The organism is Ruegeria sp. BE1, from assembly GCF_056538885.1.
Map to the genome: position 1 here is coordinate 869,968 of NZ_JBQFTY010000001.1, position 13,170 is coordinate 883,137.

The 13,170-nt window shown below is 60.0% G+C and carries 12 protein-coding genes; 4 read left to right on the forward strand and 8 right to left on the reverse strand.

Annotation, left to right across the window (positions count from 1 at the left end; genetic code table 11):
- Positions 1 to 3: 3 nt before the first annotated feature.
- From ACR0J5_RS04370 to ACR0J5_RS04380, 3 genes are read left to right on the forward strand one after another with little or no spacing between them, the layout of a single operon-like run.
- On the forward strand, positions 4 to 1,065 hold the full coding sequence (locus tag ACR0J5_RS04370) for an Mrp/NBP35 family ATP-binding protein (protein ID WP_480650770.1): 1,062 nt from the start codon (positions 4 to 6) through the stop codon (positions 1,063 to 1,065).
- The gene (locus ACR0J5_RS04375; RefSeq protein ID WP_480650772.1) at positions 1,062 to 1,757 is read left to right on the forward strand and encodes a biotin/lipoate--protein ligase family protein; all 696 of its coding nucleotides are present in this window, start codon (positions 1,062 to 1,064) and stop codon (positions 1,755 to 1,757) included. Before ACR0J5_RS04370 ends, ACR0J5_RS04375 begins: the two co-directional genes overlap by 4 nt.
- Positions 1,754 to 2,233, forward strand: coding sequence for a DUF6505 family protein (locus ACR0J5_RS04380; protein WP_480650774.1), 480 nt, complete (start codon positions 1,754 to 1,756; stop codon positions 2,231 to 2,233). Before ACR0J5_RS04375 ends, ACR0J5_RS04380 begins: the two co-directional genes overlap by 4 nt.
- 3 nt (positions 2,234 to 2,236) lie before the next feature.
- Here ACR0J5_RS04380 and ACR0J5_RS04385 read toward each other — a convergent pair whose 3' ends face one another.
- The 8 genes from ACR0J5_RS04385 to acs all read right to left on the reverse strand — a co-directional run bounded on the left by ACR0J5_RS04385 (position 2,237) and on the right by acs (position 11,709).
- Complete coding sequence (locus ACR0J5_RS04385; protein WP_480650776.1) at positions 2,237 to 2,737, reverse strand: flavin reductase family protein; 501 nt, start codon at positions 2,735 to 2,737, stop codon at positions 2,237 to 2,239.
- A gap of 89 nt (positions 2,738 to 2,826) precedes the next feature.
- Positions 2,827 to 4,239 (reverse strand): 3'-5' exonuclease, encoded by a 1,413-nt coding sequence (locus tag ACR0J5_RS04390; RefSeq protein ID WP_480650778.1) that lies wholly within the window; start codon positions 4,237 to 4,239, stop codon positions 2,827 to 2,829.
- A gap of 1 nt (position 4,240) precedes the next feature.
- Positions 4,241 to 4,759: a hypothetical protein gene (locus tag ACR0J5_RS04395; RefSeq protein ID WP_480650780.1), complete on the reverse strand. Its 519-nt coding sequence runs from the start codon at positions 4,757 to 4,759 to the stop codon at positions 4,241 to 4,243.
- Between the two features lie 93 nt (positions 4,760 to 4,852).
- On the reverse strand, positions 4,853 to 6,676 hold the full coding sequence (locus ACR0J5_RS04400; protein ID WP_480650782.1) for a DUF294 nucleotidyltransferase-like domain-containing protein: 1,824 nt from the start codon (positions 6,674 to 6,676) through the stop codon (positions 4,853 to 4,855).
- Positions 6,677 to 6,786: 110 nt separating this feature from the next.
- Positions 6,787 to 8,571: a sodium:solute symporter family protein gene (locus ACR0J5_RS04405; RefSeq protein ID WP_480650784.1), complete on the reverse strand. Its 1,785-nt coding sequence runs from the start codon at positions 8,569 to 8,571 to the stop codon at positions 6,787 to 6,789.
- 15 nt (positions 8,572 to 8,586) lie between these two features.
- On the reverse strand, positions 8,587 to 8,871 hold the full coding sequence (locus tag ACR0J5_RS04410; protein ID WP_480650786.1) for a DUF4212 domain-containing protein: 285 nt from the start codon (positions 8,869 to 8,871) through the stop codon (positions 8,587 to 8,589).
- A gap of 182 nt (positions 8,872 to 9,053) precedes the next feature.
- Positions 9,054 to 9,737 (reverse strand): adenylate kinase, encoded by a 684-nt coding sequence (locus ACR0J5_RS04415; RefSeq protein ID WP_480650788.1) that lies wholly within the window; start codon positions 9,735 to 9,737, stop codon positions 9,054 to 9,056.
- A gap of 7 nt (positions 9,738 to 9,744) precedes the next feature.
- Entirely contained in the window at positions 9,745 to 11,709 is a 1,965-nt protein-coding gene (gene acs, locus ACR0J5_RS04420; RefSeq protein ID WP_480650790.1) for an acetate--CoA ligase, read from the reverse strand.
- Between the two features lie 407 nt (positions 11,710 to 12,116).
- Here acs and ACR0J5_RS04425 point away from each other — a divergent pair, with 407 nt between their 5' ends.
- Positions 12,117 to 13,133 (forward strand): C4-dicarboxylate TRAP transporter substrate-binding protein, encoded by a 1,017-nt coding sequence (locus ACR0J5_RS04425; protein WP_480650791.1) that lies wholly within the window; start codon positions 12,117 to 12,119, stop codon positions 13,131 to 13,133.
- The last annotated feature ends 37 nt before the right edge of the window (positions 13,134 to 13,170 follow it).

The window sequence follows — 13,170 nt, forward strand, 5'->3', positions numbered from 1 at the left end:
GGCATGAGTGTCCGCGACGCGGTTCTTGCGAATCTGAAAAAAATCACCGACCCGGTTTCCGGTCAGGACATTGTCAGCGCCGGTGTTGTGCGGGCGCTGAATGTCGAGGGCGATACCGTGCGTTTCGTGCTCGAGATCGACCCCAAACATGCCGAGAAGATGGAGCCCGTGCGCGCGACCGCTGAGCAAGCCGCGCAAATGGTGGATGGTGTCGCCAAAGTGTCCGCGATGATGACCGCGCATTCGGACAAGGCGCCACCGGAATTGAAACCCAAGCCCAAGCCATCGCAAACCGGCCCGCAGGCTGTGCCGGGGGTGGACCGGATCATCGCCGTTGCCTCGGGCAAGGGGGGTGTGGGCAAGTCGACCGTGTCCGCCAACCTCGCCTGTGCGCTGGCAGCCGAAGGGCGGCGCGTGGGTCTGCTGGATGCGGATGTCTACGGCCCCTCGCAGCCCCGGATGCTGGGTGTCTCGGGCCGTCCGGCCAGCCCGGATGGCAAGACCATTTTGCCCCTGCGCAACCACGGTGTCACCATGATGTCTATGGGTCTGATGACCAATGAAGGGCAGGCGGTTGTCTGGCGCGGGCCGATGCTGATGGGCGCGCTGCAACAGATGATGAACCAGGTGCAGTGGGGTGCGCTGGACGTGCTGATCGTCGACCTGCCGCCCGGAACCGGGGATGTGCAGTTGACGCTGAGCCAGAAGTTCCAGGTGGACGGCGCGATTGTCGTCTCGACCCCGCAGGATGTGGCCCTGATCGACGCCCGCAAGGGGATCGACATGTTCAACCAGCTCAAGACGCCCATCGTTGGGATGATCGAAAATATGTCCACGCATATCTGTTCGAATTGCGGCCACGAAGAACATGTCTTTGGACATGGCGGTGTCGCGGCCGAGGCGGCAACGCTGGGCGTGCCACTGCTGGGGGAAATCCCATTGAATCTGGACATTCGTATTGCGGCTGATGAAGGCGCGCCGATTGTCGTCAGCAAACCCGACAGCCCGCAGGCCGAGGCGTTCCGCAAGATTGCCCGCGACCTGATCGCCAAAGGAAACGCATGACCGAGCCGGTATTTCCGCCCTTGCTGACAGGCCACCCCGTCCAGCACGGGGAGGACCCGTTTGAGCGTGCGCTCGCCATGGCCGCGCTGGGATGCGATGCGGGGTCGGTCGTCTACAACATTCAGGCAGACCGGCTGCGCGTGGCGATTGTTTTCGCCCCCGAGGTGCCGCTGCAGGATGCGATGGCGATGCTGCCCTTGTGTTCTGTGGGATTTCAGAACGCGCTGGGCGCGCTGGCCCCGCCCGAGGTGGCCGTACATCTGGGCTGGGACGGGGTGATTTGCGTGAACGGCGCGACCTGCGGCCGGTTTCGGACCGCCGCATCCGACACCACGCCCGAAGCACAACCTGATTGGCTGGTCATCGGGTGGGAACTGGCTCTGCTCCAAACCAGCGATGCGCCGGGCGAAAACCCGGATGTCACCGCGCTCTATGACGAAGGCTGTGCCGAGGTATCGGCGGTACAGCTGGTCGAAAGCTGGTCGCGCCACATGCTGACCTGGCTCAACCGCTGGCAAGAGGACGGCAATGCGCCCCTCCATACCGAATGGATGGGCCTTTTGCGGGGCGTGGGTGAGCCTTACGACTCGGGGGTTTTTCTGGGAACGGATGAGCGGTTTGGCATGCTGATCCGCGACGGTTCCGAGACCCGACTGCGCCCCCTGACCGAACTGTTGGAGAACGACACATGAAACTGGCCCGCGCGATCCATTTCGATGAAAGCGACATGAATGTCTTTCATTCTCCGGCCCGAACAGGGGAGTGGTGCATCTCGGGCGGTTTCGAGTTTTCGAACTGGGGCGAGGGCGATCTGGACGGCAAGGCGCGGCAGGCTTTTGCCAATGGCTGGCTGGGGGTTGAGACCTTCGGGCGCGTCACCTTTGTCGCCGTCACTCAGATCGAACAGGCCGAATTGGATCAGATTGCGCAGAATCTGGCCCAACATTTCACGCAGCTTTATGGCGCGCCGTCGATTGAGGCTGCAATGGGTGTGGCACAAGCCGAAATCGCCCATATGTCAGAGCTGTGCGAGGAACATGCGCCCAACACTCTGCTGACCGTCGCGCGTGAGCTGTCCGAGTCAGGTGTGCGCGAAGCCTTTCGCATCATCACGCCGCAGGAAACCCAGCTTGAGGCGCTGGCGGTGCATGGTTCTCTGGACGAGTGACGCCTAAAGCAGATCGGCAAACCCGCCGAACTGACCGCGTTTGAAGATCAGACCCTTGCCGGTGCGGTACATCACCTGTTCGACTTCGCCCACCAGGATCAGGTGGTCGCCTGCTTCGTGCCTAGCATCCAACTTACAATCGAACCGGGCCAGACATTTGGCCAGTTGCGGGCGGCCTTTGTGGTCGGATACCCATTCAGCATGAGAGAAATCCAACCCGTCGCGGGCGAATCTCAGCGCCTGATCCTGCTGTTCTTCGGCCATCACATGGATCGAATAGTGCTGGCAGGCATTGAACGCATCAAACCGATATGAGTCTTTGGCAAGGCACCACAGGACCAACGGCGGGTCCAGTGATACGGACGAAAAGGAATTGACGGTGATGGCACGCGGTCCATTTTCGGTCTGTGTCGTGACAACAGTGACACCGGTGCCAAAGCATCCCAACGCTTCGCGATAGGCAAGGGTGTGGTCCGGAGTGGGGGTGAAGGTCTTTTCCGTCATCGCGCGCTCATGCAGTGGTCGCGCCTCAGGTGCCACGGCCCGCCGGGATTGTCCATGAAAAGCTGGACGCAATCCGCACATTTTGGGGCTCAGTTCAGGTCTTCCAACAGACGGCCATGTTGGCGCGTCGCCTCGATCACGGCCCCAAAGGTGGTCATGCCGCGCGCTTGCAACATCGGCAGCATCTTGACCAGCGCCTCTGCGGTCGCGACAGCATCCCCCAGCGCGGTGTGGCGCAGTTCATGCGGGATGGTGATCTCCAGCCTGTCGCAAAGGGCGTCCAGCGTATGTTTGTCGCTGGCACCGAACAAAACAGCTGACAGCAGCACCGTATCCAGAATGGGGTGATCCCACTCAACCCCCATGCTTTTGGCGTGACGCCGCAGAAAGGCCATGTCGAATGGTGCGTTGTGGGCGACAATCACTGCATCACGGGCGAATTGGTGAAAAGCGCGCCCTGCCGTGGCAATGTCCGGAGCATCCTGCACCATAAGGTCGCTGATCTTGTGAACCTTGGTCGAGGCAGGCGGAATCGGCATGCCCGGATTGACCAGCTGGTCCATCTGTTCGCCCTCGACAATCCGGCCATTCACGACACGCACCGCGCCGATCTGAACAATCTCATCCTTATGCGGCAGCAGGCCGGTGGTTTCGGTGTCAAAGACGACAAAACACAAATCCTGCAGGGCGAGGGTTTCGAACTGCCCGTCCGAGGCGTTGTTCAGCAGATCGAAATCATAGACCAGAGGCCGGGCGGATTCGGGTGAGATATTGGCCGCGCTTTCGTCAAAAATCAGCAGGTATCCCGGCGCGTCGCCCAGCGGCTTCATCCGCGCCGTGTAAGATTGCGCGCCGTCGATGCTGGTCAGCGTGCAATCAACCTCTAGCCCGGTTTTGATCAGCTTTTCATAGGCGTCCTGCAGGGCGTTGGGTTGCAGATACTCAAACAGCGATGCGTTCAGTCGGGGATGTCCGATCTGGGCCAGAACCCCGGCGGCCTGACCATCATAAAGAACGATCTTATGCGTCGGGCTGGCCAGTACCATCGCGACCGGTATCTCGGTCAACAGCGCGGTCAGCCTTTGTTTTTCTGCGGCCAGATGGGCGGTTTCTGTGGCGACTGCCTCGGCAACATCCATAGTCTTTCCCGACAACTGATCGGCCAGACCAGCCGCGGCCGGGGCCAGGTCGCCCAGATAACGCGCCGCCTGCATGTCGACATCCGTGCTGACGCCCGCATGCGCGCGCGCGCGCAGCTGCGCGGACAGACGTTCAATCGGCTTTGCCACGTTGTCATCAAACAGCAGCCAGACCGCGACGATCAGGGCGACAAAGCCAAACCCCATGATGATCTCGGCAAACAAGAACGCATTGATCAACTCGGGGTCTGCAATACGCCGATAGCTGATCCACAGCGCCAGAGAGCTGACCAGCAGCGCGCCCACCGCCAGCAGGCAGAAGAACAGGAATATGCGCAGTCGCAAACTCAGCCGGTGTAGCATTTTAAGCTCCGCAGGTTGCCTTGATGACAGGATCGTCCGAAGCCGCGTTGATCCAGTCGGCATCGACAATGCGGCCGTCGTCAGTGAACTCGACCCCGTCCGCCAGGTTGGCGCGGCTAAAATCGGCGCAATTCACGGCCACGGGCACCATGGATCGGGGGGCCCAGCGTCCAAAGAAATAGAGATCGACCAGACGTTGTTCCGGCACTTTTTCATTTGTGCGCACCGACACGGTGTCAATCGCGGCAAATCGGTCAACAAAAGGCACCGCATAGGTCCACGGGCGGTAGAACGTCCGGCTTTCGACCTCCTGTACGATCTCCAACCCTTCGGGCAGGGTCTCAACGGTGCGCCCGTACCAGGAATACTCACTGGCGATGGTCATGCCGATCATGCCCAGACCTGCCGCCACAGGCATGGCCCAACGGGGCAGGCGGCCACCGGTCAGCTTGTTCACGATCATCGCCACGCCTGCAAATGCAATCCCTGCGAATATCGTGCCGATCAGCTCAATAAACATGTGAACCTTCCTCCGTTCCGGCGCGTGTCGCCGCTTCTTCTCGTTCCAAATACGGTCGCCGAAGGCGATCCTCCGCTCTCCGCGCGCACGATGCTAGCCCAGCATACCTTTGCCATGCCCCACAGCTGATTGCATCGTTTTTACAACAACAAACGCATCGCGCAGATGGCTGCGCTCAAAGTCCGACAAGGCCGAGGGTGGCAAGTAATTGTCCGGCTTTTCGCCGGATTTCACCAGCCGCACCTGATGTTCCAGCCGGGTTTCTGCAATCAGATCATAGGCATCCAGAATATCGCGTGCGCCGGATGGGCTCAGCACTCCAGCCGCCTCGGCGGCTTTGAGACGGGCCCGGGTGTTGGCCTCGGTCAGCTTGCCCTGCAGGCTGTAGACACGCGCCAGATCGACAATGGGCACAACGCCATTATGCTTTAAATCCAGCGTATTACGATGCTCGCCGGACCGGATGGTGGCGAACCCGCGCAGCAGCCCCAACGGAGGCGTGTGTTTCAACGAATTCGAGATCATATGCGCGACAAAGATCGAATTCGCATTTGCCGCGGCCAGCGTATCGGTTTGAAGGTCCTCAAACAGTTCGAACGTGCCGCCAATGGGGCGCAGATCGAACATGACCGAGGCCAGCATCTGTGCCTCGGGGTTCGGCTTGGCGATCCAGCCGTTGAAATAGTCGCGCCAGACGCGCACGGGCTGACACCAGCGCGGGTTGGTCGCCATCATGTCGCCGGGGCAATAGAAATACCCGCAGACATCCAACCCGTCCGAGACGAACTTGGCCAGCTCGGCGAAATAGGGCATCTGCGCTTCGGTCACGCTGTCATCCAGCACGAGGCAATTGTCCTGATCCGATACGCCGGTCTGCTCCTGACGCCCCTGCGATCCGCAGGCCAGCCACAGATAGGGCACGGGCGCGGGGCCCAGTTTCTGTTCGGCCAGGGCCAGCAGGCGCCGGGTCGCGGTGTCGGCGATGTCGGTGATCAGACGGGTGACAATCTCGTGCCGGTTGCCACCTGCAACCAGCTGCACCAGCAGTTGCGGTATTTCTGCTGTGACCAATGCCATTTCGGCCGCGGAATTGGCATGTGCAATGCGGCGCACCAGTTCGGCCGAATTGACGGCCTGATAATGGGTCAGGTCGGTCTGGGTCACGATGCCGACCAGCTTACCACCTTCTGAGATCGGAATGTGTCCGATCCCGCGCTCCATCATCACATGCAGCACGTCCGAGCCGATGTCGGACGGCGACAGGGTCACGGGATCAGCGGTCATGATGTCTGAGATCGGCGTGCTGTCGGGCAGGCCATCGGCCACAAATTTCCCGGCAATATCGCGCAGGGTCGCGATCCCAAGGAAACGATCCCCTTCGGTGATGCACAGAGATGAGATATGGCGGTCGCGCATCAGCCGGGCAGCCTCGCGCACGGGTAGGGCAGGCGGGCATGTGGCGGGGTTGCGGGCCATAAGCACGTCAATCGCACTGGTGGCCAGACTTTGCGGGCCGGCTTTCTCTCCGCGCGTTCTGTTGAAGAATTTGGCGACAACATCGTGGTTGTCGATCAGCGCGCGAACCAGAGCCGGTGGCAGAATGAGCAAAATGGACGGCGCGTCAGCATGCGCATGGGTCGCGGCCTTACCATCCCTGAGCAGACCGCGCTCGCCAAAGGAATTGCGCAATCCCAGATGAGAGACGACTGCGCCGTTTTCATCGGTGACTTCGACCTGTCCCTCATAGATCAAGAAGACGCCGGGCAGATCGTTGCCCAATTCGTAAACTGGGGCACCCGTTTCCAGCTCGCGCACTTCGATCTGTTCGGCCAGATCCGCCAGCGTATCGTGTGGCAGGGCATCATACGGATGTACGGATTTCAGAAACCGGGTGATCTGGTCTAGGGGGAGGGGCATCAGACGACCTCGTATTTCTGGTTAAAAAATCCCGCCCGGTGGTGTGCCGGGCGGGGACAGTCGATCGAAAAACGCGGCATATGGAAGTTGACCATATGCCGCATCATAACTCAGTGATCCTGAGCTGCGCCCGCACCACGGGGAATGCGGATGCTTTCGACCATATCCTTGATCTCCTGCGGGGTCTCTTTGGTCATGCCTGCAACGACGTAGGCGACGCCGAAGTTGACCATCGCACCGATCGCACCGAACGAGGTCGACTTGATCGGACCCAACAGCGGATCAGCATCGGTGAACGAGTTGGTGCCCGGAATGAACAGCCAGCCCTTGTGCAGGAAGATGTAGACCAGGGTCACAACCAGACCAGCCAGCATACCCGCGACCGCACCGGTGTTGTTGATGCGGGTCGAGAAGATCCCCATCATCAGCGCCGGGAAGATCGAGGCTGCCGCCAGACCAAAGGCCAGGGCCACTGTCTGCGCCGCGAAGCCCGGAGGATTCAGACCCAGATAGGTCGCCACAACGATGGCAACGGCCATTGCGACACGGGCCGACATCAGCTCGCCTTTTTCCGAGATCTGCGGATTGATCGCGCCCTTGATCAGGTCGTGGGACACAGCCGACGAAATCGCCAGCAACAGGCCCGCAGCGGTCGACAGAGCGGCCGCCAGACCACCGGCAGCGACCAGACCGATCACCCAACCCGGCAGGTTGGCGATCTCGGGGTTGGCCAGAACCAGGATGTCGCGGTTGAACTTGGTCAGCTCATTGCCAACCCAGCCTTTTTCTTCCGCGATTGCGTTCATGGCTTCGGACTTGTCGTTGTAGTACTGGATTTTGCCGTCGCCGTTCTTGTCTTCCCAGTCCAGCAGACCGGTTTTCTGCCACGTGGCCATCCAGTCATAGCGCGGATCGGTGTCGATTTCCTCGACCGAGACAGCACCACCTTCGATGCCACCATTGGGCCACATCATGTCGGTGATGTTCAGACGGGCCATTGCACCAACAGCAGGAGCGGTCAGGTACAGCAGCGCGATGAAGACCAGCGCCCAGCCAGCAGACCAACGCGCGTCAGACACTTTCGGCACCGTAAAGAAACGCATGATGACGTGGGGCAGACCCGCTGTACCGATCATCAGCGACAGGGTGAACAGCACCATGTTCAGCGTGTTCGAGTGGTGGGCGGTGTAGTCGTTAAAGCCCAGCTCGGTCACGATGGCGTCCAGTTTGGTCAGCAGCGGCTCACCACCGGCGGTGTCACCGAACAGACCCAGTGCCGGGATCGGCGTGCCGGTCAGCTGCAGCGAGATGAAGATCGCCGGGATGGTGTAGGCGGTGATCAGCACGCAGTACTGAGCGACCTGAGTATAGGTCACGCCTTTCATCCCGCCGAACACCGCGTAGGCAAACACAACCGCAGCACCGATCAGCAGACCCGAGGTGTTGGAAACCTCAAGGAAGCGGCCAAAGGCAACGCCAACGCCGGTCATCTGACCGATCACGTAGGTCACCGAGGCCACGATCAGACAGATCACCGCCACGATACGCGCGGTCTGGCTGTAGAAACGGTCGCCGATGAATTCCGAGACGGTGAACTTGCCGAACTTACGCAGGTAAGGCGCAAGCAGCAGAGCCAGCAGCACGTAGCCACCGGTCCAACCCATCAGGAAGGTCGAGTTGTCATAGCCGGTAAAGGCAATCAGGCCCGCCATCGAGATGAACGAGGCCGCAGACATCCAGTCCGCCGCTGTCGCCATACCGTTGGTGACCGGGTGAACGCCGCGACCGGCGGCGTAGAATTCAGATGTGGAACCCGCACGGGCCCAGATCGCGATGCCGATGTATAGCGCGAACGACGCGCCAACAAACAGCAGGTTGATGGTAAACTGATCCATGTTTCCCGCTCTCCCTTATTCTTCTTCTACGCCGAACTCAGCGTCCAGCTTGTTCATGCGCCAGGCGTAGTTGAAGATCAGCACCAGAAAGACCAAGATCGATCCCTGCTGAGCGAACCAAAAGCCCAGATCGGTTCCGCCGACGGCGATACCCGACAGCAGCGGACGCAGCAGAATGCCGAATCCAAACGACACCAGAGCCCAGATCACCAGGCTGATGTAGATAAGGCGCAGGTTGGCCTGCCAATAGCCCTTGTCGGACTCGGCAGTCTGCGCGGAGTTTGTTGAATGATCCGCCATTGCGGGTTCCTCCTTCGCTTTCTCGTTGGCGGCCCATTGCCCAACTCCTCCAGTGCGTTGGACCGCTTCTCGACTGTGCCAGACGCCCCGTGACGTCAGGCAAAACTCCTCCGGTCCGCCAGGGCGGGTCCATTGAAGTATTCTGTTTTAGGATCAAAGCCCTGTGGGCTTATCTCCTCCCCTTAATTCATGACCTCGCGCACCAGCCCTTGCAGGTCGGTTGCGATGTCGTCGATCTGACCCATGGCATCGATGCCCTTCAGCACGCCCTGGGCCTGGTAATAGTCAATCAGCGGTGCGGTCTGCGCGTGATACGCGCTCAGCCGCGATGCAACGGTTTCGGCGTTGTCATCTGCACGGCGCTTGAATTCGGTGTGGCCACACTTGTCGCACGCACCCTCTGTCGCGGGCTGTTTGAACGTGTCGTGATACCCTTCGCCACATCCGGCGCAGGTGTAGCGCCCCGAGATGCGGGTCACCATTTCGGCGTCCTGAACCTCAAGGCTGATGGCGGCGCTGATCTTTTGACCAGATGTAGCCAGCAGCCCGTCCAGCGCCTCGGCCTGAACCGTGGTGCGGGGAAAGCCGTCAAGGATGACACCTTTCTGGCAATCCGGTTGGGCCATTCGGTCGCGCAGGATGGCGATGACGATCTCATCACTGACCAGATCGCCTGCTTCCATGACGGCCTTGGCGGCTTGGCCAGCCTCAGTTCCGGCAGCAACCGCGTCGCGCAGCAGGTCACCGGTGCTGAGTTGAACCAGACCGAACTTGTCTTCCAGCATACGGGCCTGGGTGCCCTTCCCAGCGCCCGGGGGGCCGAGAAGGATCAGAACAGCGGGGGTGGTGGTAACAGCAGCGTCCATCATTCCCTCACTTATTCGCGCGGTTTGCAATCAGGTCATCGACCACCGACGGATCAGCCAGAGTCGAAGTGTCACCCAGCGAGCCAAAGTCATTCTCGGCGATCTTGCGCAGGATACGGCGCATGATCTTGCCTGAACGTGTCTTGGGCAAGCCCGGGGACCACTGGATCACGTCCGGGCTGGCGATCGGGCCAATCTCGGTCCGGACCCAGCTGCGCAGCTCTTTGAGCAGCTCATCGCTGGGCTCGCGGTCATTCATCAGAGTGACATAGCAATAGATGCCTTGCCCTTTGATTTCATGGGGATAGCCAACCACGGCGGCTTCGGCGACGGCGGCATGCGCCACCAGCGCGCTTTCAACCTCGGCAGTGCCCATACGGTGGCCCGAGACGTTGATCACGTCATCGACGCGGCCGGTGATCCAATAGTCGCCACCTTCGTCGCGACGGCAGCCGTCACCGGTGAAGTAGTACCCTTTATAGTCCGAGAAATAGGTCTTCTCGAACCGTTCGTGATCGCCCCAGACGGTGCGCATCTGGCCGGGCCAGCTGTCCTTGATGCACAGCACGCCTTCGACACCGTCGCCGCTGATCTCAACGCCGGACTGAGGGTCAAGAACCACAGGCTGGATGCCAAAGAACGGCTTCATCGCGGCACCGGGCTTCAACGCATGCGCGCCGGGCAGGGGGGTCATCAGATGCCCGCCGGTTTCGGTCTGCCACCAGGTGTCAACGATGGGACATTTGCCTTTGCCGATCACGTCATTGTACCAGTTCCAGGCTTCGGGGTTGATCGGCTCACCCACGGTGCCCAGCAGACGCAGATCGCTGAGATCGTGCTTTTCGACAAATTCATTGCCCTGACCCATCAGCGCGCGGATCGCTGTGGGGGCGGTGTAGAACTGGTTGACCTTGTGCTTGGCGCACACCTCCCAGAAACGACCTGCGTCCGGATAGGTTGGCACGCCTTCGAACATGACCGAGGTCGCGCCATTGGCCAGCGGGCCATAGACGATATAGCTGTGGCCCGTGACCCAGCCGACATCGGCCGTACACCAGTAGATATCGCCTTCGTGGTAGTCAAAGGTGATCTCATGGGTCATCGCCGCATAGACGATATAGCCGCCGGTGGTGTGCACCACGCCCTTGGGCTGACCAGTCGAGCCCGAGGTGTACAGAATAAACAGGGGGTCTTCGGCGTTCATTTCGGCGGGCGCGCAATAGTCGTCCGCTTCCAGCGCCATTTCGTTGTAGTCATAGTCGCGACCGTCGATCCAGGTGGTCTGACCACCGGTGCGTTTGACCACCAGACATTTCACAGTGTCCTTGCAGTGCAGCAGCGCCGCGTCGGCATTGGACTTCAGCGGGGTCTTGCGGCCACCACGCGGGGCCTCATCTGCGGTGATGATGACTTTGGCGTCGCACCCGTTGACCCGCGCCGCCAGAGCGTCAGGTGAGAAGCCCGCGAAAACGATTGAATGGATTGCACCGATACGGGCGCAGGCCAGCATCGCATAGGCGGCCTCGGGGATCATGGGCAGATAGATGACAACACGGTCGCCTTTGCGAACGCCCATCGATTCCAGAATATTTGCCATCCGGCAGGTGCGGCGGTGCAATTCGGCATAGGTGATATGTTGTGCGGCGTCCTGCGGATCATCCGGTTCCCAGATGATGGCGGTCTGATCGCCACGGGTTTCCAAGTGGCGGTCCAGGCAGTTGGCGGAAACGTTCAGCGTACCATCTGCGAACCAGTTGATTTTGACCGAACCGAAATCGTAGTTGACGTCTTTGACCTGAGTGTAGGGCTTGATCCAGTCGATCCGTTTGCCCTGTTCACCCCAGAACGCAACGGGATCTTCGATCGAGGCCGTGTACATCGCATTGTACTTTTCGGCGTCGACATGCGCGCGTGCAATGGTGTCAGCGGACGGCGGATATACGTTAGCATCTGCCTGGGCAGCGGTTGTCATTCTGAGGCTCCTCCCTCTGGACTGAAATCATCGGATCAATCTGTGCCCCCAAAAGCAGACTCTGTCGATCCTGTTCCTCCCCAATACGGATAATACGGAGAACTGAAAACAATGAAATAAATTACCGAAATCACAGCATTTGTTTGTAAACAAATTTTACGCCCGCCGGGAAAACTGTAAATAAAATCAGAAGAAGGTGAAATAACGAAATAAAATCAACATGAAAAATGTCACTAAGTATCTCGCGTAGTCTCAGGGCGGAATTTCTCAGGTTGCTATCAGCTTTTGGTTGTTAGCGCCCACAGTCGCCCCGGTTGCCGCATGTCCGGGGTTGGCAGGTTTTGATGTTGGCGCTAGCTTTGGCTGCAAGCGCTTGGACAAGAAGCGCATCAAAGGGAGAAACCATTATGAAAAAATTGTTCAGCGGCGCAGCCGCCGCAGCGTTGTGCGTGGCCTTCGTGTCCGAGGCCGCCGCCACAGAATGGAGCGCCTCGGTCTGGGGCAAGCGCCGCGCCTTTACCGAGCATGTTGAGAAACTGGCTGAACTGGTCAGCGAGAAAACCAATGGCGAATTCACCATCAATGTCAGCTATGGCGGCCTGTCCAAGCCGCGTGAGAATCTGGACGGGATTGAGATCGGCGCCTTCGAGATGGCCCAGTTCTGTGCAGGCTACCACCGCGACAAGAACCGCGCCATTACCGTTCTGGAACTGCCGTTTCTGGGCGTGAACACTCTGGCAGAAGAGGTGGCCGTCAGCCATGCGGTCTATGATCACCCGGCGGTTCAGGATGAAATGGCGCAGTGGAACGCGCGGCTGCTCATGACCTCGCCCATGCCACAGTACAACATTGTCGGCACAGGTGATCCGCGCGATGAACTGGCCGATTTCGACGGTATGCGCGTCCGGGCCACTGGCGGTTTGGGTCAGGCGTTTGAGGCCGTGGGCGGCGTGCCGACCTCGGTCCCGGCGACCGAAGCCTTCAATGCGATGGAATCAGGTGTCGTCGATACAGTCGCCTTTGCTCAGCACGCGCACCTGTCCTTCGGCACCATCAATGAAGCCGATTGGTGGACCGCCAACCTGAACCCGGGCACGGTGAACTGCCCGGTCGTGGTGAATATCGACGCCTATGAGGCACTGCCCGCCGACCATCGCGAGGCGTTGGACAGCTCGGTCGCTGAGGCGATTGATCACTACCTCGCCAACTATGACGGTTTGCTGGAACAGTGGGACAGCGTCTTGTCCGAGAAGGGCGTGCAGAAGGTCGAAATCGACGATGCCGTGATCGAAGAGTTCCGCACCAAGGCCGCCGATCCGATCCGCGAGCAGTGGATTGCGGATATGACCGCTCAGGGTCTGCCTGCGCAGGATCTCTATGATCTGGTTCAGGCAACACTTGAACAGCAGCGCAGCGGCAACTGAATGCCCGATCCGGGTGCCTGACCGGGCACCCGGACAC

What these genes read in the sequence shown, in the direction of transcription:
- ACR0J5_RS04370 (WP_480650770.1), top strand. Translation starts at nt 4, where the DNA reads ATGAGTGTCCGCGACGCGGTTCTTGCGAATCTGAAAAAAATCACCGAC.
- ACR0J5_RS04375 (WP_480650772.1), top strand. Translation starts at nt 1,062, where the DNA reads ATGACCGAGCCGGTATTTCCGCCCTTGCTGACAGGCCACCCCGTCCAG.
- ACR0J5_RS04380 (WP_480650774.1), top strand. Translation starts at nt 1,754, where the DNA reads ATGAAACTGGCCCGCGCGATCCATTTCGATGAAAGCGACATGAATGTC.
- ACR0J5_RS04385 (WP_480650776.1), bottom strand. Translation starts at nt 2,737, where the DNA reads ATGACGGAAAAGACCTTCACCCCCACTCCGGACCACACCCTTGCCTAT.
- ACR0J5_RS04390 (WP_480650778.1), bottom strand. Translation starts at nt 4,239, where the DNA reads ATGCTACACCGGCTGAGTTTGCGACTGCGCATATTCCTGTTCTTCTGC.
- ACR0J5_RS04395 (WP_480650780.1), bottom strand. Translation starts at nt 4,759, where the DNA reads ATGTTTATTGAGCTGATCGGCACGATATTCGCAGGGATTGCATTTGCA.
- ACR0J5_RS04400 (WP_480650782.1), bottom strand. Translation starts at nt 6,676, where the DNA reads ATGCCCCTCCCCCTAGACCAGATCACCCGGTTTCTGAAATCCGTACAT.
- ACR0J5_RS04405 (WP_480650784.1), bottom strand. Translation starts at nt 8,571, where the DNA reads ATGGATCAGTTTACCATCAACCTGCTGTTTGTTGGCGCGTCGTTCGCG.
- ACR0J5_RS04410 (WP_480650786.1), bottom strand. Translation starts at nt 8,871, where the DNA reads ATGGCGGATCATTCAACAAACTCCGCGCAGACTGCCGAGTCCGACAAG.
- ACR0J5_RS04415 (WP_480650788.1), bottom strand. Translation starts at nt 9,737, where the DNA reads ATGGACGCTGCTGTTACCACCACCCCCGCTGTTCTGATCCTTCTCGGC.
- acs (WP_480650790.1), bottom strand. Translation starts at nt 11,709, where the DNA reads ATGACAACCGCTGCCCAGGCAGATGCTAACGTATATCCGCCGTCCGCT.
- ACR0J5_RS04425 (WP_480650791.1), top strand. Translation starts at nt 12,117, where the DNA reads ATGAAAAAATTGTTCAGCGGCGCAGCCGCCGCAGCGTTGTGCGTGGCC.